This window comes from Staphylococcus sp. aM, from assembly GCF_052975125.1.
This window is the reverse complement of record NZ_CP121447.1, coordinates 627,579-651,485: the sequence shown is the minus strand read 5'-3', so window position 1 is coordinate 651,485 and position 23,907 is coordinate 627,579. Positions and strand designations below refer to the sequence as shown.

General features: G+C 32.1%; 22 protein-coding genes. 11 read left to right on the top strand and 11 right to left on the bottom strand.

The features are described 5' to 3' along the window. Window positions 1-11: 11 nt before the first annotated feature. Window positions 12-1,994, bottom strand: coding sequence for a helix-turn-helix transcriptional regulator (locus P7F85_RS02980; protein WP_002465514.1), 1,983 nt, complete (start codon window positions 1,992-1,994; stop codon window positions 12-14). Window positions 1,995-2,612: 618 nt separating this feature from the next. Here P7F85_RS02980 and P7F85_RS02975 point away from each other — a divergent pair. After that, window positions 2,613-3,362, top strand: coding sequence for a CHAP domain-containing protein (locus P7F85_RS02975; RefSeq protein WP_002465515.1), 750 nt, complete (start codon window positions 2,613-2,615; stop codon window positions 3,360-3,362). A 430-nt stretch (window positions 3,363-3,792) separates the two neighbouring features. Here the strand turns inward: P7F85_RS02975 and nhaC are convergent, their stop codons facing one another. Continuing rightward, window positions 3,793-5,187, bottom strand: a complete 1,395-nt coding sequence (gene nhaC, locus P7F85_RS02970; RefSeq protein ID WP_002465511.1) for a Na+/H+ antiporter NhaC — start codon at window positions 5,185-5,187, stop codon at window positions 3,793-3,795. Window positions 5,188-5,252: 65 nt separating this feature from the next. Continuing rightward, window positions 5,253-6,323: an NAD/NADP-dependent octopine/nopaline dehydrogenase family protein gene (locus tag P7F85_RS02965; protein WP_002465508.1), complete on the bottom strand. Its 1,071-nt coding sequence runs from the start codon at window positions 6,321-6,323 to the stop codon at window positions 5,253-5,255. Window positions 6,324-6,714: 391 nt separating this feature from the next. Here P7F85_RS02965 and P7F85_RS02960 point away from each other — a divergent pair, with 391 nt between their 5' ends. The 5 genes from P7F85_RS02960 to P7F85_RS02940 all read left to right on the top strand — a co-directional run bounded on the left by P7F85_RS02960 (window position 6,715) and on the right by P7F85_RS02940 (window position 9,912). Next, complete coding sequence (locus P7F85_RS02960) at window positions 6,715-7,158, top strand: DUF4870 domain-containing protein (protein WP_002465507.1); 444 nt, start codon at window positions 6,715-6,717, stop codon at window positions 7,156-7,158. A gap of 322 nt (window positions 7,159-7,480) precedes the next feature. After that, window positions 7,481-7,975, top strand: coding sequence for a CHAP domain-containing protein (locus P7F85_RS02955; protein WP_002465512.1), 495 nt, complete (start codon window positions 7,481-7,483; stop codon window positions 7,973-7,975). Between the two features lie 248 nt (window positions 7,976-8,223). Beyond that, a complete protein-coding gene (locus P7F85_RS02950) occupies window positions 8,224-8,556 on the top strand; it encodes a DMT family transporter (RefSeq protein WP_270251576.1) in 333 nt (110 codons plus the stop codon). Continuing rightward, on the top strand, window positions 8,556-8,870 hold the full coding sequence (locus P7F85_RS02945) for a DMT family transporter (RefSeq protein WP_002465510.1): 315 nt from the start codon (window positions 8,556-8,558) through the stop codon (window positions 8,868-8,870). The genes P7F85_RS02950 and P7F85_RS02945 overlap by 1 nt, the downstream gene beginning before the upstream one ends. Window positions 8,871-8,949: 79 nt before the next feature. Beyond that, window positions 8,950-9,912 carry a 2-hydroxyacid dehydrogenase family protein gene (locus tag P7F85_RS02940; protein WP_002465506.1) on the top strand — a complete coding sequence of 321 codons (963 nt, stop codon included), beginning with the start codon at window positions 8,950-8,952 and terminating at the stop codon, window positions 9,910-9,912. 55 nt (window positions 9,913-9,967) lie between these two features. Here the strand turns inward: P7F85_RS02940 and P7F85_RS02935 are convergent, their stop codons facing one another. The 7 genes from P7F85_RS02935 to P7F85_RS02905 all read right to left on the bottom strand — a co-directional run bounded on the left by P7F85_RS02935 (window position 9,968) and on the right by P7F85_RS02905 (window position 18,063). Continuing rightward, window positions 9,968-11,092, bottom strand: coding sequence for an FAD-dependent monooxygenase (locus P7F85_RS02935; RefSeq protein ID WP_447158563.1), 1,125 nt, complete (start codon window positions 11,090-11,092; stop codon window positions 9,968-9,970). Between the two features lie 143 nt (window positions 11,093-11,235). Next, window positions 11,236-12,012, bottom strand: coding sequence for an N-acetylglucosaminidase (locus P7F85_RS02930; protein WP_002465481.1), 777 nt, complete (start codon window positions 12,010-12,012; stop codon window positions 11,236-11,238). Between the two features lie 22 nt (window positions 12,013-12,034). Continuing rightward, on the bottom strand, window positions 12,035-12,283 hold the full coding sequence (locus tag P7F85_RS02925) for a hypothetical protein (RefSeq protein WP_002465485.1): 249 nt from the start codon (window positions 12,281-12,283) through the stop codon (window positions 12,035-12,037). Between the two features lie 171 nt (window positions 12,284-12,454). Then, window positions 12,455-12,925 carry a DUF1641 domain-containing protein gene (locus P7F85_RS02920; protein WP_002465484.1) on the bottom strand — a complete coding sequence of 157 codons (471 nt, stop codon included), beginning with the start codon at window positions 12,923-12,925 and terminating at the stop codon, window positions 12,455-12,457. Further along, window positions 12,925-15,879, bottom strand: coding sequence for a formate dehydrogenase subunit alpha (gene fdhF / locus P7F85_RS02915; protein WP_046464421.1), 2,955 nt, complete (start codon window positions 15,877-15,879; stop codon window positions 12,925-12,927). The genes P7F85_RS02920 and fdhF overlap by 1 nt, the downstream gene beginning before the upstream one ends. Window positions 15,880-16,154: 275 nt before the next feature. Continuing rightward, window positions 16,155-17,114: an LCP family glycopolymer transferase gene (locus P7F85_RS02910; protein WP_002467026.1), complete on the bottom strand. Its 960-nt coding sequence runs from the start codon at window positions 17,112-17,114 to the stop codon at window positions 16,155-16,157. A 157-nt stretch (window positions 17,115-17,271) separates the two neighbouring features. Beyond that, window positions 17,272-18,063 (bottom strand): inositol monophosphatase family protein, encoded by a 792-nt coding sequence (locus P7F85_RS02905; protein WP_046464422.1) that lies wholly within the window; start codon window positions 18,061-18,063, stop codon window positions 17,272-17,274. A 420-nt stretch (window positions 18,064-18,483) separates the two neighbouring features. Here P7F85_RS02905 and P7F85_RS02900 point away from each other — a divergent pair, with 420 nt between their 5' ends. Beyond that, window positions 18,484-19,182, top strand: coding sequence for a helix-turn-helix transcriptional regulator (locus P7F85_RS02900; protein WP_002467024.1), 699 nt, complete (start codon window positions 18,484-18,486; stop codon window positions 19,180-19,182). A gap of 20 nt (window positions 19,183-19,202) precedes the next feature. Here the strand turns inward: P7F85_RS02900 and P7F85_RS02895 are convergent, their stop codons facing one another. After that, on the bottom strand, window positions 19,203-19,940 hold the full coding sequence (locus P7F85_RS02895) for a CPBP family intramembrane glutamic endopeptidase (RefSeq protein ID WP_002467021.1): 738 nt from the start codon (window positions 19,938-19,940) through the stop codon (window positions 19,203-19,205). A gap of 45 nt (window positions 19,941-19,985) precedes the next feature. On the opposite strand from P7F85_RS02895, the gene P7F85_RS02890 reads away from it, so the two are divergent. The 4 genes from P7F85_RS02890 to P7F85_RS02875 all read left to right on the top strand — a co-directional run bounded on the left by P7F85_RS02890 (window position 19,986) and on the right by P7F85_RS02875 (window position 23,906). Continuing rightward, window positions 19,986-20,330, top strand: coding sequence for a hypothetical protein (locus P7F85_RS02890; protein ID WP_002467029.1), 345 nt, complete (start codon window positions 19,986-19,988; stop codon window positions 20,328-20,330). Window positions 20,331-20,503: 173 nt separating this feature from the next. Then, window positions 20,504-21,559, top strand: a complete 1,056-nt coding sequence (locus P7F85_RS02885) for a MupG family TIM beta-alpha barrel fold protein (RefSeq protein ID WP_002467028.1) — start codon at window positions 20,504-20,506, stop codon at window positions 21,557-21,559. A gap of 3 nt (window positions 21,560-21,562) precedes the next feature. After that, window positions 21,563-22,450, top strand: a complete 888-nt coding sequence (murQ, locus tag P7F85_RS02880; RefSeq protein WP_002467025.1) for an N-acetylmuramic acid 6-phosphate etherase — start codon at window positions 21,563-21,565, stop codon at window positions 22,448-22,450. A gap of 13 nt (window positions 22,451-22,463) precedes the next feature. Continuing rightward, complete coding sequence (locus tag P7F85_RS02875; protein ID WP_447158562.1) at window positions 22,464-23,906, top strand: PTS transporter subunit EIIC; 1,443 nt, start codon at window positions 22,464-22,466, stop codon at window positions 23,904-23,906. Window position 23,907 lies beyond the last annotated feature (1 nt).

Sequence of the window (23,907 nt, the reverse complement as noted above, 5' to 3'; positions counted from 1 at the left end):
TTACATACCAGTCATACATCATTAACTAAAATATTAATATGAACCATTGCTATACTTGGTAGTTGTATCGTGTTTTTACCTATTTCTTTTTTACAAATTTCACCAATCCAATATAAATTTTCTGTTTTAATCTCACTTGTATCTGATTTCCTATCTCCTTTAGTTGACTTCATAAAAGGCTGATAGTCTATCATGTTAATTTCAGCATGATTGATATTAGTTATATTTGCGAAATTGAATTGAACAAAATCAATATTAGGATTTTTAGTCATTGGTATATCTAGTAGTGCAATACACTGATATTCATTTCTATAATGAGACACTATCAAATTAGCATTCTCAAATATAACTTTACCACGCAATTGATTATAAATATCCAATAAAAACAATATGGAATGAGTCGATGTGATTTGAGAAAATTGTATATCTTTCATATCAATATCATCCCAATGTAAACAGACAGCATTGACATTTTTCAGTTGTTTAAAAATGTCTTTAAATTGTTTAAAATGCGACTGTTTGATAAAACAAGTATGATTACCCTCTATCAAATTACTAATCATTAATTTTTCATTTTTAATAAAATCAAATTGACTTACTTTATTTAAAGGAATCATGATCATGTCTACTAGTTTTTCAGCCTTATCAATCATATTTAATTGTTGTTGATAAGGAGACCAAATTAATTGATAATCATCAAAATATACATTCAATAATTGTTTAAATTCTTTAATTCTATCAATATTAATCCCTCGAATTAAAACTTCTAATTTTTCATTTTTAAATCGCCTTTTTATTTGAAATAAGATTTTGATTAATTTTTGGATGGCTATTTTTTCAATTGAAGTCAATTCATCTGAGTGTTCTGTTTTAATCTTATAAACTGGAATCATATTCACATCATTTAACATTTTTAATCGTTGATTTAAATGTTCTTCAAATACCTTGCTTTGTTTTATGAGTGAAGTTAATTCAACTTCTATAATGATATGGATCGGCTTACATCTATAATTCAATTTCTCTTTCAATTTCAACAAATCAAAATGACTGAGCGTTATTAATTTATCCACTTCTATATATAATTGATGAGGGACAATCCTTTTGCGCTGTTTACTTACTGGGAAATGAACATCAATCATCATAGATGATTGTTGATTATCTTTATTCACGTGGTTCAAAAGTCTTAATATACTTTCGTCCAATTTAATTTCTTTTGTTTTATTATTAGAGATAGACGTCTCTATATATAGTTTTCTAATTAATTTTGGCGTTTGACCATAAGCATCTTTAAATAATTTGATAAACCTAGAATAATGATTGAAACCATGATTTATCGCAATAAACTCGATTGATTGATCGGTTGATAAAATATCAATCAAACAAAATTTTAGTCTAATATGATTTAAATATTGGTTAAAACTATAATAAGGTGTATGTTGAAACATTTGTGTTAATTGATGACTTGGCACATTAGTTGCATTTACTAATTCATTCTTATTTATTTTTCTTGAGTGATTGTCTACTAAATAATTATGAATAGGTTCTGAAATGAGTGAAATGCCCTGATTCCCTTTTTCATCTGAAGCGATTGAGCATAATTCAATACATAAATATTTGATAATTTTATCAATCATCATTTCTTCTGTTTGATTCATACATTTTATTTCGATTAACTTGGTTAGTAGATCAGTAATTTTTGAGTAGTTCGACGTTGGTATTTCTCCACCTATTAGTCTTGTTCGAGGTGTTACAAATCTCAAGAAATCCTTAGTTGAAACTTCTATTAAACAAGTTATAGCTTGATTTTCACTTTTAATTTGATATACATCATTCATCATTACGAGTAAAACACGACCAGGCCACATCTCATACTTTTTTAAATTAACGATCATGTTACCTGTCCCTTTTAACCAATAAATAAGTTTGATATTTGACTCTTTACTATTATTAATAATTAAATTCTGAAATATTCGGACTGAATAGTTTTCTATCATGTTGTTTCCTCACGCTGCTTACAATAACATCATCCACATAACTTCATGCTTTGATTTAATAAGTATCTCTTAATTAGATAACCTCTATCTTCACATTCAATTTTATAACGATTTAATATTCTATACTATCAATTCTTTTAAAGATTATATCAATTTTCATTTATATTTAAACAGCATGTTTTAGACTATTAGTTACTTTATCCATTTTTCAATATATTTTATCACTCGTTGATAACTATCATTTATTAAGAACAGTTCATATTTTACATATATTATTAAATGATGTTGTCCTACGCTTTAATTTATTATTCATCCTTTAAAATATAATACAATTTAAATTTTCTGTAAGTTTACAGATATGTAACACATTTTTTCGTAATATTTTAAATTCATTTAATAAATGGCATAACCATCATATTTCAACAAAATCATTGCCGTATTATTTTTATTTTAAGTTGTGTAACAATATTAGCAAAAAATTACAAATCCATAACAACGCCCACAAACCTACTTTTTTTTGGTAAAGTATTGCTTGTCGTTAAGAACGAATTCATTTACATAAAAACATAGCTTTTATGCTATTAAAATTATAAAAATAAATTGGAGGATATTTATCAAATGAAAAAAATCGCTACAGCTACAATCGCAACTGCAGGAATCGCTACTTTCGCTTTTGCAAATCATGATGCTCAAGCAGCAGAAAATAATAATGGTGGATATAACCCAAATGATCCAACTTCTTACAGTTATTCATATACAATCGATCAACAAGGTAATTACCACTACACTTGGCAAGGAAATTGGAGCCCAGACAAAGTAAACCATAATAACAGCTACGATTATGGTTACAATACTCAAGCTTACAACAATTACAATAACTACAATTATAATAATTATGATTATGGCTATAACACTCAAGCTTATAACACACCACAACGTACAGGCGGTTTAGGTGCTAGTTATTCAGCAACAAGCCATAACGTACATGTAACTACGACATCTGCACCATCTTCAAATGGTATTTCATTATCAAGAGCAACTTCAAATGGCGGAAACTTATACACTGCTGGACAATGTACATATTATGTATATGACCGTGTAGGTGGAAAAGTTGGTTCAACTTGGGGTAATGCTAATAATTGGGCAAACGCTGCAGCAGCTGCAGGTTACACTGTAAATAATCGCCCAGCAGCAGGTGCTATTTTACAAACAACTCAAGGTGGATTTGGTCATGTTGCTTACGTTGAAAGTGTAAACAGTGACGGTTCAATTCGCGTTTCTGAAATGAACTATGGACATGGTCCTGGTGTAGTAACATCACGTACTATCTCAGCTAGTCAAGCTGGTTCATATAACTACATTCACTAATCATTTTTAGTCATATTTAAAAAACCGAGTATTATGTTCACAAAATTGTGAATGTAATACTCGGTTTCTTTATATGATTGCAACTATTATATTAACGATTTAATTGAGAACAGTAACTAAATAACTGTCTCGTTAATAACCAAGTAAACCAGGTAATATCGCTACAACCTTACCCGGTTCTTGGTTACAAACAAATTCAAATAATCTTTCTTGATTCGCTTTTTCTACATAATAATTGGCAATTTATTAAATGTTGTTTAAAAGAATTCGTTTAGTCTAATATTTCATGATTAAATTCCGCTACAAAACTCAATCACTACTCTAATTAGAAGGATATTTATCAGTTAAAACATCATTCAGATATAATCGCTACAATTTATATCTATGTAATTGTTTTAACTTATTTAATACTTTCCACATTTTCATTCATTTAAACTTCACTTTTATTAATTTTTTTAATTCCTATTCCTGTAAAGCCATAAATAACTGCAATGATTGCACATATATAACAAGGAACGGTCCATATAAAGAAGTCATTAACACTTACATTTAATTGATGTGCATAGTATATACCTGATGTTCCCCAAGGTATTAAAGGCAATACCATTGTACTTGAATCTTCCAATGTTCGAGATAATACAGTTTGGGATAAATGTCTCTCTTCGAACATTTCTTTCATAAGTACCCCTACCATTATAATAACGATAGATGCGACACCAGCTGCAAAAACTAGCATGAGACAACATACTACTGTTACTAATATAAGTGTGCCAACAGAATTCACACCTTTTGATACTGTCTTTAATAAAACATCTAGACAACCGGCTTTTTCAACAATACCAGCAAATGCATACCCACAGAATATGGTCACGATAATTTCAGTCATACTCATCATGCCACCCTGTTCTATTAGTGCTTTGACACTATTTGAAACATGACTTTGATTTACCATAGTATGACTAAAACCATTAAATGTTGCCTTGAAACCATCAACAATATTGAAATGATTGTTAAATGTTCCTACTAAAAGTGCACTTAAACTTGATATTAACATCGCAGGTACAGTAGAAATTTTTAATAGTAAGCATACTATAATCACAATTAATGGAATCCATACAAATATATTAATATTGTATACCTGTGTTAATTCATGAAGTAGTTGTTTAATTTGCTTAGGATTCGTATGACTTTGATATTTTAATCCTGCAAAAAACCAGACAATTAATCCAATGATAGAAGCAGGTATCGTAGTCCACATCATCGATCTAATATGTGAAAAGATATTGACTTTTGTAACTAATGCGGCTAGGTTGGTCGTATCTGATAGTGGTGACATTTTGTCACCAAATACTGCACCAGCAATAATAGCGCCTGCAGCCATACCACTTTCAATACCTAATTGATTTCCGATTGATATTAACGCAATACCAGCAGTTGATGCTGACCCCCATGCCGTACCAGTCGCTACTGACGTAATCGCACTAATGATAAAAGCAGAAACTAGAAAATAACTTGGATTTAAAAAATTAAGACCATAATAAATAAGTGCAGGTACAGTACCGGAGAACATCCAACTACCTACAATAATACCCACAGCTAAAATAATAAATATCGCCGGCATCGCTGTATTCAATCGTTTAGATATCCCTTCTTCCAAATCTTCCCAACGTAATCCTACCCGATAAGCAATACATGCTGCATAAGCTGAAGATATAAGTAATAAAACTTGAATAGGTATATTAAAGATGACAAATCCTGTTGTTACTACGATTACCATAACTATAATTGTAGATATAGACTCTAAAAAAGTTGGTTGTCTTTTCATATATCTAAACCCCTTTACTTTTCTTTTTGAAACAAGACCTCTTTCCTTTCCATATTTTTAAATCACTATTCTAAATCTAATTTATCTAATCCTAGTTCCTCAACTGTTAGACCATCTTCAAAGAAATCACGTTCTAAAATAGTAGAAGCAATGACAATCACTGCATCAATATTAGGCGTAGGTACATCAATCACACGTCCCAAGCTAGACCATAGTACTAAGCCATATGCAATGTCTTCTGTTAAATATCTATTTTCTACATGATTAGGACCAGGAATTTGAGAGAATACTGGACTCGTATTAAATAAACGATTTAACGGCTCATCCTCATCTTTACGTTCTAAATAGCCTCTTTGAATTCTAGATTCTTTAGCAGTTTCTAATTCAAATCCTAATTTACGCCCTAAATTCAAACGTTCTAATTCAATACCATGAAGTAGACGAACAGTATGCTTTGTAATCCCTTCTTTATATAGTGAGAATTCATCTGCATAATCAATACGTCCAACATTTAATAAAGTAGGCCCTGGATGTACCTCTGGGTTACCATTTTCTAAATTGGTTTTAAGTAAACTTTCCTCTTTAACCAAATTCGGATAAATTTGTGAAACTTTATCATAACTGTCATTTAATTCTTCTCGATTAAATGTAGAGAAGTATACTCTACGCACGTTCAATGATAAATCGACACGTGCTTCATTAAAATCAACGCGTGTACCATAAGTTAATGTATTAGCTTCAGCAAAATGAGGCATTACATCAATATGTCTATCTTCAAGTACATTCATAAAGCGTATAGATGCCATTGATGCAGCGATATTAAAGAATATCAGTTGATCATTTGTGACATGATAAGACATCACTTTTGCATAATATTCGATAAATGAAGATGGGATAATGACTTGTATAATATCTGCATCCTTCATCACATATTCAATATCATCACTGATATCCGTGAACTGAATGAATTTTTCTTCTCCTTCATTATTAAAATCAAATCCACCTTTTTCTATTGCTTTATTGAATTTTTCTAGAGATTGGTTACGACAATACAATTTAACCTCATGACCTTTATCCACCATGTCTAGTGCAGCTGTTACAGCACCATTACCTGAACCAATAATTGCTATTTTCATTAAAATCCTCTCTCTTTCTTAATCTTTTTCTTTCATTAAAAAAGCGGGACTGAAATGACTTTTATAAAAAGATTTCTTAGTCCCACTCTATTTTTCAATCTTGCTACAACTACTAAATACTAAAATCAAACATTATAGATGTAACAATCATTTTTAATTGGACATTTATGTTTAAATACTTGAATTAGGTATGATTAACGTCTCAATTATTTTCAACCCATTAACTTGTAATAATTTTATATATCCTTATTTTAAATGAATTAAACCTTTAAATGAACAATAACGTATATCATGTTATAAGTAAATCTAAAAACTTATTTATCAATTTATAATTATTTGATATAGTAAAGATGTAATAAATTTAATTTACATATAAAATGGAGGTAATACCATGACAGAACACAATCAGAATGATGTTTTACATGATCAATCTTCTGAAGTAGTTGATTCAGATAACCAAGAATCTCGATTAATGGCTATGTTAATCTATTTATTAAGTTTATTCAGTGGTTTTATTGGTCCGCTTATCATTTGGATAATCAAACATAAAGAATCTCGTTTCGTTAATAAAGCTGGTAAAAATTACTTAAACTTTGTTATTTCCTATACAATTTGGACAATAATTATATTAGTTGTTATGTTAGTTCCATTTTTTATCGGGTTAAGTATGGGTACTGATACCTCTATGACTGTAGGTTTTATTATCTATATCATTGGCTTTATTATTATGATGGTTTTAGCCTTTGTTTCATTTATTTTTACTATTATTGCATGTGTTAAATACTATAATGGCAATGAATACCTAATTCCACTTAGCATTAGATTTTTCAAATAATCTCTAACACATTTATTACAACTCTTTGTAATATTTATGATTGATGGTCATTTATTAAATTAATTATAAATCAGTGTGGATGCACTTTGTAAGCGTTACAAACTTTTATTACCATGATTCTCGTTTATTACAGCGAGCGTCATGGTTTTTTTAATTTAATTACGATGCTGTAACATTCCGCACAAGGTAATGATTTTCTGTTAAAGTTACTCTTGTCGTAAAAACGATAAAACTTAAATTGGTAAATGAAGATGATTTCCGGTTCGCTACGCCGTATCTTCTTACATAATAAAACCAAACAAAATTCGGGAGGATATTTATCATGAAAAAAATCGCAACTATTACTACATTAACAGCAGGCATTGGCGCTGCATATTTCGGTACAACTGCTCATCACGCAGATGCTGCAGAATTTAATCAATCAAATAATCAATCATATAATTATAATACAGCTCAAACATCTACTAGCAATACTACATCAGAAAGATCTGCTTCTGGTAACTTATATACAGCTGGTCAATGTACTTGGTACGTTTATGACAAAGTTGGCGGAAAAGTAGGCTCAACTTGGGGAGACGCTAGAAACTGGGCATCAGCTGCACAACAAGCTGGTTATACAGTCAATCATACACCAAAAGCTGGATCAATTTTACAATCATCAGCAGGTGGTTATGGTCACGTTGCTTATGTTGAAAGTGTTGGTTCTGACGGTTCAGTTACAGTTTCTGAAATGAACTATAGCGGTGGACCTTTCTCAGTAAGCACACGTACTATTTCTGCAGGTGAAGCAAGCTCATATAATTATATTCATATCTAATTCATATATGAAATAGACATTTAAAGTCTGTAGATGCTTTTAATTAAGCATTTACAGGCTTTTTTCTTTCTATAAATTATTCCCCTATTCACATCCTTTTTTAGAATATGCTTCCCTAATATTGAAATACATATATAATAAAACTTATTTTGAAAATGTATCTTAACGACATCAATTTCAAACTTTGCCCTATATCTTTAAATTTGAGAGAATATTCTTATTGTTATTTGATAAGGAGGACCTTTACATTGAAATGGTTAAAAGTCATTCTAGCAGGACTAGTTGAAATCATATGGGTTACTGGACTGAATAATGCTGATTCAATTTTCAGTTGGTTATTTACACTTATCTTTATCATTTTAAGCTTTTATCTCGTCATCAATGCTACGAAATCTTTACCAGTTGGTACAGTGTATGCGATATTCGTCGGCATTGGAGCAGCTGGTACTGTGATCGTCGATATACTATTTTTCAACCAACCTTTTACATTTATGAAAATATTATTAGTTACTTTATTAATAATAGGTATTATAGGTTTAAAGCTTTCCAAAACGGATGATGTTGAAGGAGGTAGCAAATAATGGCTTGGGTGTATCTTTTAATCGCAGGTTGTTTAGAAGTGATTGGTGTTATATTGATGAATGAATGGTCTAGAACTAAACATAAAATTTTCATTCTTCTCATTGGTATTGCCTTTGTATGTAGTTTTAGTACATTAAAACTATCAATGATAGATATTCCTATGGGTACTGCTTATGCTATCTGGACAGGTATTGGTACAGCTGGGGGTACGATGATAGGTATGATCTTTTATCATGAATCCAAAAATATTATGAGAATTCTTTGTATTCTACTTATACTAGGATCAGTCATTGGATTACGTTTAATCAATTAATATATTATTCAGCTCATATGTTTATTCATTGTTTAGAGTATTATCTTTTTATATACTGTTGATAAAAGGAGTGATTAGGATGGAAAAAGTATTTATCGCAGGTGCAATTCCAGAGGTCGGTTTAAACCTTCTCAAAGAACATTTCGAAGTAGAAATGTACGATGATGAGGGATTAATTAGTAAAGATGCGCTAATAAATGGTGTTAAAGATGCCACTGCATTAGTAAGTTTATTATCAACTAATGTAGATAAAGATGTGATTGATAGTGCTAAAAATTTAAAAATCATTGCTAACTATGGTGCAGGTTTTAATAATGTAGATATTGACTATGCACGTGAGAAAGATATTGATGTGACAAACACACCGAAAGCTTCAACCAATGCTACAGCTGATTTAACCATTGGTCTTATCTTAAGTGTCGCAAGACGTATTGTTGAAGGCGACGAGTTATCACGTACGAAAGGCTTTGATGGTTGGGCTCCCCTATTCTTTAGAGGTAGAGAAGTTTCTGAGAAAACCATTGGCATTATTGGATTAGGAGAAATTGGTGGTGCAGTTGCAAAACGTGCACGTGCATTTGATATGGATGTTTTATATACTGGACCTCATCGTAAAGAGGAAAAAGAACGAGATATCGGTGCTAAATATGTTGATTTAGATACATTACTTGAGAATGCAGACTTCATCACAATTAATGCTGCCTATAATCCTGATTTACATCACTTAATTGATACTGAACAATTCAAAAAGATGAAATCTACAGCTTATATTGTTAATGCTGGACGTGGTCCAATCATTAATGAACAAGCACTTGTAAAAGCCTTACAAGACAAAGAAATTGAAGGTGCAGCATTAGATGTATATGAATTTGAACCTAAAATTACAGATGAATTAAAATCGCTTAAAAATGTTGTACTTACACCACATATTGGTAATGCAACATTTGAAGCAAGAGATATGATGGCTAAAATTGTAGCAAATGATACAATTAAAAAATTAAATGGCAAAACGCCGCAATTCATTGTTAATCCTCAACAGTAAAACAAAAGGCAATCCAAATCACATCATTGATTTGGATTGCCTTTTTACTTATACACTATTTTTCTTTAGATTTATAAAGAAATTTAGTTTGGTTTGAAGCAATTTTATTCGGTAATATTTTCATCATTGTATTTCTGCATTTGATCATCAAACTGTTATGATATTGTGCAATCTTTCCAATTTTACGTGATTTTTTAATCACTTTTGCTGTATGATTTACTCTTAATTTATCATATCTTTCTAATGCTTCATTGAAGTCATATGATTTTAAACAGTTAGCTAATACAATTGCATCTTCCATAGCTTGTCCTGCACCTTGACCCATATTAGGTGTTGTTGCATGTGCTGCGTCACCTAGTAAAATAGTACGCTCTTTAACGAAAGATTTTAGTGGTTTCATATCATAAATATCGTTTAATATAATGCCTGTTTCACTTTGTTTATCTAATATTTGTCTTACAATATTGGGATAATGATTAAATCGTGCTTGTAAATGTGGCTTACCAAATGATTGGTATTTGACATCTTTTTCTTTAGCGTTGATTATGATAAACCAATATGCTTGGTTATCAATTAATGGCACAATACCAACGCGTCCTTGTTTGCCCCAAAATTCTTTAGCTACATCCGTTTCATCTAAATGAATATCATCGACTAGCCCACGGAAGCATGTATAGCCTTGATATTGAACCTTGCTTTGGCTATCAATAGCTTCTCTAACAATTGAATGTATGCCATCTGCACCAATACATAAATCAAAGGCTTCACTTTCTTGTTCCATGAAATGAAGAATGACTTTTGAATTACTATTATCTATTTTAGTTACGCCATGTTTTAAATAAATGCTGTCTTGTTGTACATAAGACTGAATAATACTGATTAGTGTTTGACGAGATAATGTAACATTAAGTGTATCTCGTTTTAAATGCGCAGTCATCAATGGTTTATTATGCTCATCAAGCGTTTGCATTGATGTTAAATTCTGACCCGCATTTTTTATACCTTTCGCTAAATCGTGGTTGTGTAGTTTTTGAATGACATTGTCACCAATACCTATACCCGCACCCACTTCTCTAATTGCATCATTTTTTTCAAAAATTTTAACTTTATGACCTTGTTCTTGTAATAGTGCAGCCGCTGTTAAGCCACCGATCCCTGCACCGACAATTGCGATTTTCATATGATTCCACCTCAACATTGTGATTCTTATATATTTTATCACATCTCATACATTTACAAAATTGAGTAAACTAAAGATATGCTTGCCACAATAAAAAGAGTATACCGCTCGCTTTCAAGCAGATACTCTTATCAATTTATAATTTAAATGTAATAATCTTTTCGAACTTTGTCTTTTTTGATTCCAAATTGTTCGTAATATTTCTTCATTATTTTTGCTATATTGTCAGCCCAGTGGATGTCACTTGCATATTGATTCTGTCCTGGTGTTTTCGGGTTCCATCTCATTTGATAAAGTGAAATTTGTTGATTTTCAAAATATTGATTCCTTACAAATTTTGCTCCACCTAATATTGCCTTTCGTGGCGATGTCCAATCTTCCTTTTTGGCATAACTTTTACCAGTATGCACCGCATTCTCATCAAATGCACCGATACCATAAAAATTATAATAATTGTGTTTACCATCTTTGATTCCATGTGCCAATTCAGAGTCACCATTTCCAGTTTCCACAATTGCATGGCTGATTAAGTATATAATATTAACTTCATATTTATCTTGAGCATCTATAAAACTTTGCCCTTGATTCTCTAAAATCCCTTTTCCTTTAAGCATTTTATTAACTTCTTCTTTTGACATAGGTACTTTTTCGGAAATATCCATATATTTGAGTTTGTTATCGCCATGATGAATTGACATGGCCTTTTTAATATCATTTTCATTTGCTTTTTTAAACTCACCATGATCTTCTTTCATATTAAGTACGCCTTTATTTTGTTGACGTGAGACCGCTTCGTTAAAAGACACACGTTTATCATTATTAAATAAATTAGTATCAAAAATGATATACAGTATTCCGAAAACAATCAATAGTAAGAGGATAATAATAGTACTTACACGGGACTTACTCAATTTCTTCATTCAATAAAAGCTCCTATTTTAACTATTTAGACAAAACGACATATGCGATTACAATTGCTATGACAACGATAAAGAATGATACGTTAATTGCAATCTTCATACCTGTTCTATCACGAAATAGTACATTAAATATTACTAAACTAATAGCCAACGATACCGTAAAAAATGTGATGGCTAATATCAACTTCAACATTATTAAAAAGATGATACCAATCACTAATAAAACATTAGATACGATAGCCATAGCTTTTAATATATTGGGATTAATCATATGACACCTCTATTCACTTAAAATAATACTTATCCTACATGATACATGATTTAATTTGTAAATGTCGACATAAAGAAATAAGGTCAGAACATGTGATGGAAAATGAATCATCCATCACGCTTTTGACAAACCTGTTCATCAAAAGTTGTTTGTTCTGACCTCTTCTTATATCTAATCTTCTCGAGACATACCTTTTAATAAATTAAGCATATAGGTGATACTTCTATTCATATCATCATCTTTAAGAACCCCTAGCAAGCTTCGAACACTCGTTTTGGAATGGCTACTTGCTTGATTGGCTACATGCATACCTTTATTCAGTCTATTGAGCATCTCACTTAAGTCTTTAACATTTAAGTCGCCAAGTAAAAATACTAATGATGCCATATTAGATAATAATCCAGTATAAATATCTTTATTTAATTCGACTGCAAATTTATTAATAATAACTTGTCTACCTTTAATACCACCAGATAGTGCGTCTAACAATTTCGCTTCGTCTAAAACTTTAACTAATCGAATTGCTTTCATGATACTATCTTTATTCTCAGATATTGCATCTAACACTTCATTGAGATTATCTGCTTTGACTTGTTCATCTGATTTTTCCATGCGTTTAATTTGAGTTATTCTTTCTGCCATCAGTCATTCACCTGATTTCCTGGGAAAATATAGTCTGGACGCGCCCATTTTTTATCAACTCTGACACTATATTGTGGATTACGTTGTTTGTCTACACGGAAGTTAGTTGGGTTTAGCGGTGATTTACCACGTTTAGTTATCACTTCCATTCTTGCACTTGTACGTTTATACGATGGTGTATCTGTGTATGGATCTACATCACTATTAGTAAGTAAGTTGATTGCACCCATATTACCATTTTCTAAAGCATCATTATTTAAAGGAATGTAAATTTGTTTTCCACTTACGCGATCTGTAACATGTACCGTTAATGTAGCTTCGCCAGTTTCAGAAATTAATTTAACTTGTGCACCTTCATGAATACCTCTATCTTCAGCAAGTTCTGGTGAGATTTCTACAAAGGCATTAGGCACTTTATATTTAATCATTTCAGTTTGATATGTCATGTTTCCTTCATGGAAATGTTCTAATAATCTACCATTATTAACATGTAAGTCATACACTTCATCTTCTTTGAAGAAATTATCGAATGTTAATGGATAAAGTTTTGCTTTACCGTTATCAAAGTTAAATCCATTTAAATAAAGTAATGGCTCATCTGTACCATCTTTATGCACTGGCCACTGTAAACTATTAAAGCCTTCTAATAAGTCGTAACTTACACCTTCATATAATGGTGTCACACGTGCAATTTCATCCATAATTTCGCTTGGATGTTTGTAGTTCCAGTTAAATCCTAAACGATTTGCGATAAGTTGGAAAATTTTCCAGTCTGGTTTAGAGTCACCTTTAGGATCAAGTGCTTGGTATAACCTTTGGATTCGACGTTCAGTATTAGTGAATGTGCCATCTTTTTCTAATGACGGACTAGCTGGTAATACAACATCTGCATAAGTTGCTGTATAAGTTAAGAATTCGTCTTGAACAACCATAAAGTCTAGTTTTTCAAAGGCAGCTTGAACAAAATTGATATTAGAATCAACTATTCCTGTATCTTCACCATATAAATATAGTGAATTAATTTCACCATTATGAATACCTTCTATCATTTGATGATTATCTCGACCTGGTTTCTTATTTAATTCGACGCCGTATTCTCTTTCGAATTTCGCACGAACATCATCATCAACTACTTTTTGATAACCTGTAAATTGGTCAGGCATGCTACCCATATCGCTACAACCTTGAACGTTATTATGTCCACGTAATGGATATGCACCTGTACCTGGTTTTCTATAGTTACCTGTTACTAGTAATAAATTTGAAATGGCAGTACTTGAATCACTTCCGATATCTTGTTGTGTGATACCCATTGCCCAACAAATAGATACTGATTCTGCTTTAGCTACTTCTTTAGCAAAGTTAATCAAACGTGATTGAGGGATGCCTGTAGCTTCTTCTGCAAATGCCATCGTAAATGGTGCTAATGATTCATAATACTTCTCAAAATCATCTACCCATTCGTCTAGGAATGCTTTGTCATGCAGATCATGATCAATAATATATTTCGTTACAGCACCTAACCATACTAAGTCTGTACCTGGTTTCGGTTGATAAAATTCATCTGCACGTTCAGCCATTTCATGTTTTCTAATATCAAATACATGTGATTTTTGTCCAAATAATTTTTGAGCTCGTTTCATTCGTGATGCAATAACAGGGTGTGCCTCAGCAGTATTTGTACCAATTAATACAGTCATTGCTGCTTTTTCAAGGTCTTCAATACTACCTGAATCACCACCGTGCCCGACAGTTCTAAATAATCCTTTAGTAGCCGGTGCTTGGCAATATCTTGAGCAGTTGTCAACATTATTCGTTCCAATGACTTGTCGTGCAAGTTTTTGCATTAAATATGACTCTTCATTTGTTGCTTTTGAAGAGGAAATGAATGCCAAATGATCTGCGTCATATTTGTCTTTAATTTGTTTGAAATTATCTGTAATAACATCTAACGCTTCTTCCCATTCAACTTCATGAAATTGACCATCTTTACGCACAAGTGGTTTCGTCAAACGTTGATCAGAATTAATATGTCCCCAAGAGAATTTTCCTTTCACACATGATGCAATTTTATTAGCTGGAGAATCATGTGAAGGTTGTACTTTCAACACTTCTCTATCTTTAGTCCATACTTCAAATGAGCAACCTACACCGCAGTATGTACATACTGTTTTGGTTTTGTTAATTCTCTCTTTACGCATTTCCGCTTCAGAATCAGAAATAGCAAATAATGGACCATAACCTGGTTCAGCCTTTTTAGTTAAATCAATCATTGCAGCTAATGAACCTGGTTCAGTATCTGTCATATATCCAGCGTTACCTTCCATATTGACTTCCATCATGGCATTACATGGACAAACTGTTGCACATTGGCCGCATGATACACATGAAGATTCATTAATAGGTACATCATTATCCCAAATAACTCTAGGATGTTCACGATCCCAATCAATACTGATTGTTTCATTTACTTCAATATCTTGGCATGCCTCTACACAACGTCCGCACAAAATACATTGGTTCGGATCATAGCGGTAGAATGGACCATAATCTTTTTCATATGGCTTTTCTTTATATTCATAAGTTTGATGTTGAAGCCCCCACTCGTCCATCGTATTATGAATTTCACAGTCTCCATTGTTATAATCACACACTGTACAATACAACATATGTTTTTCTAAAATACGATCTAATGCTTCTTTTTGAGATGCTTGTACATGATCCGTAGTTGTATTGACTGTCATTGGTCTATCAATAGTTGTGCCACAAGCTCTTTCTATTTTGCCGTCAATTTCTACAGTACAGGTATCACAAGTTTGAATAGACCCCATTGACTCGTTATAACAAATGGCTGGTACGAACGTATCTCTCGAACGTATAAATTCAAGTAAGTTGGTACCTGGTTCAACCAAATAATCTGTACCATCTAGAGTGACGATTAAATGTTCTTTCATATTTTCACCCCATTATATATAGTTCCGTATATGCTAACGTTATAATGTCTAACTTCCATCTATTTAAAATGCCCCACACATATATGTATAGATAGAATCAGTTTAATTGTATAACTTTAACCATGCAATGTTAAGTATTTTTAAAATTTAATTGATTGTTTAATGTGAGTATTTAAACCAATACAAATAATCGAATTAAAAAAAGACAATAGCGACGATTTTAAACTATCGCTATTGCCCTTAATTTAAACTGGTTATTATTTATTATGATATCGTTATAAATTCAAATTGTCTTTAAGTAAATTCGTGTTCTCTTGAAGTGAGCTATCGCTAGGTACAAAGTAATATAATCCGTCATCTTGTATGCCGCCTTGACCATCTAATTGATGTCTACTCACTGTATCATTAGCATCTTTATATTTACTTCTAATTGTATTGAGTTCTCCTAATGACAGATCTGTTTTAACATTCTTTTGTATTTCATTCATTAACGGTGCAAAATGTGTAATCGATGACGCACTAGTCATTTTATTAGCCATAGCTTCTAGAATGAGTTGTTGGCGTTCTTGACGGCCGAAATCTCCACCAGCACCTTCTTCTTTACGACTTCTAATAAAGCTCATCGCCTCTTCACCATTAACATGCGTTTTCTTACCTTTTTCAAAATGTATTCCGTTTGTTGTAAAGGTATCGTTACTTACAACATCAATTCCACCCATAGTATCTATCATGTCATGTAATCCATCCATATCGATCGTTGCGTAATGATCAATGGGAACATTCATTAATTTTTCTAATGAATTGACAGCCATATTAGGACCACCATACGCATAAGCATGTGCTATTTTTTCTGTTGTACCTTTACCAACCATTTTAGCTTGAGTATCTCTAGGTACACTTACAATCTCTGTTTTCTTCTCTTTTGGATTAATAGATAGAATCATAATCGTATCACTACGAGATCCGCCACCTTGCGCTTTACGTTCAGCATCCGAATCTACACCAAATAATGCTATCGTGAATGGATCACCATTTTTCAAATTAACTTTGCCGTTTCTTAAATGTGAATAATCTCTATTTAAAGGATTATGTATTTTATCTCCAGTAATAAATATCTTGGCAATGACATATATCATTGCTAATAGCGCTAATATAAATAATATGCCAACAAACCAAACTAAAATTTTAGCTGGTAGACTCATTCTATTTTTTTCTGTTCTGCGCACACCCATCATTCCTTTTCCATAATTACTTTACATGCTATATACCTTTATTATTATATAATAGAAAAATATTTTTACTATACTTCTAAAGTCTTATTATGCGAAATTTATTGTAAAAATATTAATCCTAATGGAATATGGAATAATGATTTTAATATCGAACATTATCTTATCTTTCATAACCCATATCACTATTTAAAATTTCAAGTACTGCGGAGTAACATCCTTCATTACTAATAATAAATGGCGCAGCTGTTGATAAATCTATAGGTCCACCATTTAACGCTGTCATTTTCAGCCCAAGTTCTTTCGCAAATAAAAATTGTGCGGCAATATCCCAAGGTTTAGGATTAGTATTGATATGTGCACCAAATTGACCTTTAATCACCCTAATTGAATCTAAGCCACAAGAACCAATAATTCTATGACTAAAAGACGCATCATATAATTGATGAATCGTTTCATCATTCATGACTTGTGTATTGAACGATAATATGGCTTCTTCTATATCCATATTAGGTGGTTGTTTCATCACTTGCGCATTATCAAATGCGCCTTCATTTTCAATAGCCTTATATAAATGTTGATGTGGGTAATCATATATATATGAAAGCTTAGGTTCGCCATCTACAAAATAACCTAAAATAATACAATAATCTTCCTGTTGTTTCACCAAATTAGACGTACCATCTATAGGCTCCATAATCCAAACATGTCCTTGTCTAGGATCTATCTCATCATTATTTTTTTCTTCTGCAAATAACCGATGACCTTCAAGTTGTGTTTGTAGGAATACTTGAAATTCGTTTTGAATTTGTTTATCCACATTTGTCACTAAGTCAAAGCGATTTAACTTTGTATCTGTTTCCATTTCCGCGATTAAATTTGGGATGATTTGGTCTACGTTTTTCAACCATTTTGTTATCATTTCATCTATCTTGTGCAAATCAATGTTATGCATTAATAACACCTTCCTATATATCTAAAAATATTAATGATTTTATCATAATTAATTAAATTAAATGTGTTAATAGCTATAGTAACATGCCAGTGTCCATTTGCATCTTTTTACATAAAAAAATCGGCTAGTCTTATGCTAGCCGACAAATAGAAAGGAAAGTAAGTAATAAATATTGAAGATGTTTTAGTGTAACTCGAACGATTACCAGCTATCTTTTATATAGCTCTACCCCTTTGTTAATCGCTCCCCCTGTTACAAATAATATATTAACATAAAGCGTTTTCTTTTGTAAGCGTTTTCCAAAATTTTTTTAGACCATTTTTTCACTTTTTAATCCAAAAATGCGCTATAAATGTCATCATTGTCGCTTATATGATATAATCATTGTAATATGTAATGTTAATTTGGAGGTGACTTTCATTGAATAAGTTAGAACGACAAAATCGCTTAATAACAGAAATACAACAAAGTAATAAAATAACTGCTTCTGAATTAGCCAAACGTTTTAATGTATCAAAACGTACCATTCTGAGAGATATTGATGATTTAGAAAATCAAGGTGTTCAAATTCATGCTTCTCATGGTAGCCAGGGTGGTTACAAAATTCAAGATGCACAAGCCAAAATTGCACTTACTTTGACTGATAGTCAATTGTCTGCGCTATTTCTTACCTTAAATGAAAGTCAATCTTATTCTACGCTACCCTATACTAAAGAAATTCAAGATATACTTAAACAATGTTTAACTTTACCTCAAACGCGTGTACGAAAATTATTAAAAAAAATGGATTACTATATAAAATTCGAAGATACCGCACAGATAACACTTCCAAATATCTTTTCCGATATTTTAATTTACTGTACTGAACGAAATGTCATGCTTGTAGATTTTTATGAAGACAATCAAACTATTGCGGAGAACGTTATCTTTATTGGTCTATTATGTAAAGATGGTCAGTGGCATGCTGTGGTATTTGAAATTGGACTAGGTTCTACACGAGAACTCCCTATTAAAGATATACAAGATATCTCCTACTCATTTGAAAAAACAATTAAAACGCATGATATTACGATTGATAATTATCAACAATTTTTAAACCCAACTGATTTACACGTGTAATCAGTTGGGTTTATTGTATATTACATAGAAATTGTATATATCGTGATTATAAATGATAATAGATTATTGAGCATATGAATCGTAATAGAAGACGCTAAATTTCTGTTTGACTTTAAATATACGAATACTAAAATAACTGCGAGTATAAAGTATGCACCAAATTCTAATGGTGATTTAGCATCACTTACATGAATTAGTGAAAATGTTACAGCGGAGATAATCCCCATAAAAATAAAATTAAATTTTTTTCCTAATTCACCTATAATGATATGTCTGAATACAATCTCTTCAACGATAGGCCCAACAATCACTATCAATATAAAAGTGATTGGTAAAAATAGAGGGGTCTTAAATAATTGATTTAATGCTAATTCATTCTGTGTTTCATTAAATTGCCATGATTGCGGTAATAATTCCATCATCCATTCATAGGCTTTTGACGCACAAATTGAGATAATGAACATCACAATTAAAAATTTCCAATGCTTTTTTATATAATTAATCCCATTCTTCAAGCGTTCTGAAAAGGAACTGATATGCATAAGGTAAAAACATAAAATGGCAATAACATAACTCATGGTTTGTGCAACGGTAGCAACCATCTCACCCATTAATCGATCTATATGTATATAATGCGTATTTAATATATTTACACCTATCCTTGAAAATATCATCATTGTTATAAAGATAATTGGTATTAAAAATAAATCTCTCCAAGCAATATCTTTAAAACGGTACCCTTTGTTCGAAAGTTTCATATCTATATTTCCTTTCTTTTTACATTTAACTACTAAGGAGGCTTTATGAATTCTCAAGAAACATTAAACCATATTGAATTAAAATTAACACAACTTATCACACATACTGAAATGCTAAAATATTACTTAGTATCACATTATAGCAAATTTGAACCATCATTAAATGAATTTAATACATTCATCATTAAAGAAAGTAATTGGATTAAGACAAATTCAACAAACCGCAACTGTACTTCTTTAAGTCATTTCACTCATTATCAAAATTTAATTGCTTACCTCGTCGAATACCCGCTTCATACTATTAATTATGGTGATATTTTTCATCATATTATCGAATACCAAAATATGATTTACCGTACACTTATTCAATTTAAAGATCACACTTTTTAATTCTACTTATTTCCCTCATTATATTTTTCGTATTTTATTCTCCAAAAGTACTATTTATTTTATTTATTAATATTTTTGTAAAAAAAAAACCTAAATCTAAAATGTAAATTGTAAATGACTAATATTAGCGTTATAATCGGATATGATTAAGCTTATAAATGAGGAGGATGATCATGCTCGGTTTCTCGGTCTCGTTAGGAAGTAAATTAAATCAATCTTATATTCAATCAATGGTATCTCAGGGATACGATACTATTTTTACTTCTCTACAAATACCCGAAGAGGATGATCAACTTACACTGATACATTTTGGGGAATTGTGTCAGATATTATCTCAATATTCAATCACCTTTATTATTGATGTGAATCCTTCTTTACTTAATCACCACTTTTACAGTTTATTAGATCAATACGCTCATGGGGATTTTGTTATCAGAATCGATCACGACCTTAATATCAATCTTATTCATGATATACAGCAACACGGTTATCGATGTTGCATTAACGCAAGTACGATAACTCAAAGTGAATTATCCACGCTATATCGTCATTCAAATATTCAATCACTAGTATACTGTCATAATTATTATCCAAGGCCGGATACTGGATTAAGTGCGACATTTGTCGAACAACAAAATGCACTCATACATTCTTTTGATTCAATGGCAGATATATATGCCTTCATTCCAGGAACTGAATTAAGAGGACCCATTTTTAAAGGTTTACCAACTATCGAGGTACATCGTAATCAGCATCCTTGTTTCGCGGTTCATGAATTAGAACGTGTTGGTATCTCAAATATTATTATTGGAGATACTAGGTTTGATTTAAATTTAGCGCGTCAACTCTATCAAATGTGTGTCCAACGACACTTTGAACTGCGTGTTAATGTCACTGAAAATATCAATGATGACCTGTCAAATATACTATTTACTAAGCATCATTCAAGAATCGATTCGCCCGAACATATCATACGTTCTTATGAATCTAGACACTTAATTAATCAAACTATTGAAGCCGTTGGTATCGACCAAAGATTACCCGGAGATATTACTATCGATAATCATCTGAATGGTCGATATGAAGGTGAACTACAAGTAATTAAATCACCACTTCAAGGACATCCAAATATCAATCGTATTGCACGAATTTATAAACAGGATCAACCATTTATCCATTTGATAGCGCCAGGTGATACTTTTGAATTTAAATGTTTAAAGGAGCAATGACAATTGAATCATTTAACGACTGAATCACGTAATACAGAGACTATGCATTTAGATGAAATGTCAATTCAAGAAGCACTTCAAACGATGAATGACGAAGATCAATTCGTTGCCAAAGCTATAGAACCGATCATTCCTGAATTAACAAAAGTCATCAAAGAAGCGATATCTAAATTCAAGAAACATGGTCGATTGATATACATTGGTGCAGGCACAAGTGGTCGATTAGGTGTTTTAGATGCAGCAGAATGCGTACCTACATTTAATACTTCACCCGATGAAGTCATAGGTATTATTGCCGGTGGAAGTAAGGCTATGACAGAAGCTGTTGAAGGTGCGGAGGATAATGAAGAACAAGGGAAAGCTGATTTAAAGGCAATTCAACTATCAAAAGATGACATAGTGATTGGTATTTCTGCTAGTGGACGTACACCTTACGTTAAAGCCGCTTTAGCCTATGCAAACGAGGTTGGCGCCGTAAGCGTATCTCTTTCTTGCAACACAAACAGTGAGATGAGTAAGTTAACACAATATGTGTTGGAAGTACCTGTCGGACCAGAAGTATTAACCGGTTCAACTCGCTTAAAATCAGGTACAGCCCAAAAACTCATTCTCAATATGATATCTACCATGACGATGATTGGTGTAGGGAAAGTTTACGATAACTTGATGGTAGATTTAAAACCAACAAATCAAAAATTAATTCAACGTTCTATTCGAATTATTAAAGATATATGTGATTTAAATGACGAAGAAGCTAAGTTACTCTATGAAAAAGCCGATCAAAACATTAAAACTGCTGTTGTGATGTATTTATGTGACACAACTAAAGATGATGCACAAAACAAATTATTACAACATAATGGTGTGATTAAGCAAGCCATCAAAGGTTAAGGGGGCTAATTCTATGAGTAAAGAAGACAGACTCGCACAAGAAATCATCAATGCGGTAGGTGGAATGCGTAATATACAGCGTATCATGCATTGTATGACTAGAGTGCGGTTATCCATTAAGAATCCAGATATAGTTAATTATGATGAATTACATCAAATAGAAGGTGTCATAGGCATCGTTGAAGATGAAACACTTCAAATCATTGTGGGTCCCGGTGTAGTAGAGAAAGTGGCAGGACATATGGCAGATTATAGCCATGTACCGTTAGGTGAAGATATCTCCTATTCGGACAATCAAAGTTATCAATCTCAAGCTAAAGAACTTGCAAAAGAAAATAAAAAGCACTACCAAAAATCAAGAAAACATAGTAAATGGCAACGTTTCTTGAAATCAATTTCAAATATCTTTATTCCTTTAATCCCCGCTTTTATCGGTGTAGGTTTAATCGGTGGTATTGCAGCTGTGCTCAATAATATGCTTACTGCTCATATGATTTCTGGGGATTTTATGAAACAACTCGTAACCGTATTAAATGTGATTAAAGACGGAATGTTAGCATATCTAGCCATTTTCACTGGTATCAATAGTGCTAAAGTATTTGGCGCAACTCCTGGTTTAGGTGGTGTCATTGGTGGCACAACACTACTAACTGGTCTGACTGATGAAAATCCGATTAAAAATATTTTCACTGGTGAACCACTTGTTGCTGGTCAAGGTGGAATTATAGGTGTTATATTCGCTGTTTGGATACTGAGCATTATTGAGAAAAGACTACATAAAGTAACTCCAAATGCTATAGATATTATCGTCACACCAACATTATCCCTACTCGGAGTAGGATTATTAACTATTTTTATCATCATGCCAATGGCTGGGTTTGTATCAGATGGTTTAGTTCACGTCGTTAATTGGGTAATAGACGTTGGTGGTGTCTTTAGCGGATTTATCATCGGTGCATTTTTCCTTCCACTAGTAATGTTAGGACTTCACCATATTTTTACGCCAATTCATATTGAATTGATAAACAGTACTGGTGCAACTTATCTACTACCTATTGCTGCAATGGCGGGTGCAGGTCAAGTTGGTGCTGCATTAGCATTATGGGTTAGATGCCGACACAATCAACCACTAAGAAACACATTAAAAGGTGCCTTACCTGTTGGATTCTTAGGTATCGGGGAACCACTGATTTACGGTGTAACCTTGCCGCTTGGAAGACCATTCTTCACTGCTTGTATAGGTGGAGGTATTGGAGGTGCCGTCATTGGCGGTATTGGTCATATTGGAGCTAAAGCTGTAGGACCTAGTGGCTTATCACTATTGCCACTGATATCAGATAATATGTATTTAGGTTATATTGCTGGATTGCTGTCAGCATATATCGGTGGATTTATCATGACTTATTTATTTGGAACGACTAAAGAAATGAGAAACTCTAATAAACTGGGTGATTAAA

Bases quoted from the DNA above. Each gene is read 5' to 3' on its own strand.
- P7F85_RS02980 (WP_002465514.1), bottom strand. From the start codon at position 1,994: ATGATAGAAAACTATTCAGTCCGAATATTTCAGAATTTAATTATTAAT.
- P7F85_RS02975 (WP_002465515.1), top strand. From the start codon at position 2,613: ATGAAAAAAATCGCTACAGCTACAATCGCAACTGCAGGAATCGCTACT.
- nhaC (WP_002465511.1), bottom strand. From the start codon at position 5,187: ATGAAAAGACAACCAACTTTTTTAGAGTCTATATCTACAATTATAGTT.
- P7F85_RS02965 (WP_002465508.1), bottom strand. From the start codon at position 6,323: ATGAAAATAGCAATTATTGGTTCAGGTAATGGTGCTGTAACAGCTGCA.
- P7F85_RS02960 (WP_002465507.1), top strand. From the start codon at position 6,715: ATGACAGAACACAATCAGAATGATGTTTTACATGATCAATCTTCTGAA.
- P7F85_RS02955 (WP_002465512.1), top strand. From the start codon at position 7,481: ATGAAAAAAATCGCAACTATTACTACATTAACAGCAGGCATTGGCGCT.
- P7F85_RS02945 (WP_002465510.1), top strand. From the start codon at position 8,556: ATGGCTTGGGTGTATCTTTTAATCGCAGGTTGTTTAGAAGTGATTGGT.
- P7F85_RS02940 (WP_002465506.1), top strand. From the start codon at position 8,950: ATGGAAAAAGTATTTATCGCAGGTGCAATTCCAGAGGTCGGTTTAAAC.
- P7F85_RS02935 (WP_447158563.1), bottom strand. From the start codon at position 11,092: ATGAAAATCGCAATTGTCGGTGCAGGGATCGGTGGCTTAACAGCGGCT.
- P7F85_RS02930 (WP_002465481.1), bottom strand. From the start codon at position 12,012: ATGAAGAAATTGAGTAAGTCCCGTGTAAGTACTATTATTATCCTCTTA.
- P7F85_RS02925 (WP_002465485.1), bottom strand. From the start codon at position 12,283: ATGATTAATCCCAATATATTAAAAGCTATGGCTATCGTATCTAATGTT.
- P7F85_RS02920 (WP_002465484.1), bottom strand. From the start codon at position 12,925: ATGGCAGAAAGAATAACTCAAATTAAACGCATGGAAAAATCAGATGAA.
- fdhF (WP_046464421.1), bottom strand. From the start codon at position 15,879: ATGAAAGAACATTTAATCGTCACTCTAGATGGTACAGATTATTTGGTT.
- P7F85_RS02910 (WP_002467026.1), bottom strand. From the start codon at position 17,114: ATGATGGGTGTGCGCAGAACAGAAAAAAATAGAATGAGTCTACCAGCT.
- P7F85_RS02905 (WP_046464422.1), bottom strand. From the start codon at position 18,063: ATGCATAACATTGATTTGCACAAGATAGATGAAATGATAACAAAATGG.
- P7F85_RS02895 (WP_002467021.1), bottom strand. From the start codon at position 19,940: ATGAAACTTTCGAACAAAGGGTACCGTTTTAAAGATATTGCTTGGAGA.
- P7F85_RS02890 (WP_002467029.1), top strand. From the start codon at position 19,986: ATGAATTCTCAAGAAACATTAAACCATATTGAATTAAAATTAACACAA.
- P7F85_RS02885 (WP_002467028.1), top strand. From the start codon at position 20,504: ATGCTCGGTTTCTCGGTCTCGTTAGGAAGTAAATTAAATCAATCTTAT.
- P7F85_RS02875 (WP_447158562.1), top strand. From the start codon at position 22,464: ATGAGTAAAGAAGACAGACTCGCACAAGAAATCATCAATGCGGTAGGT.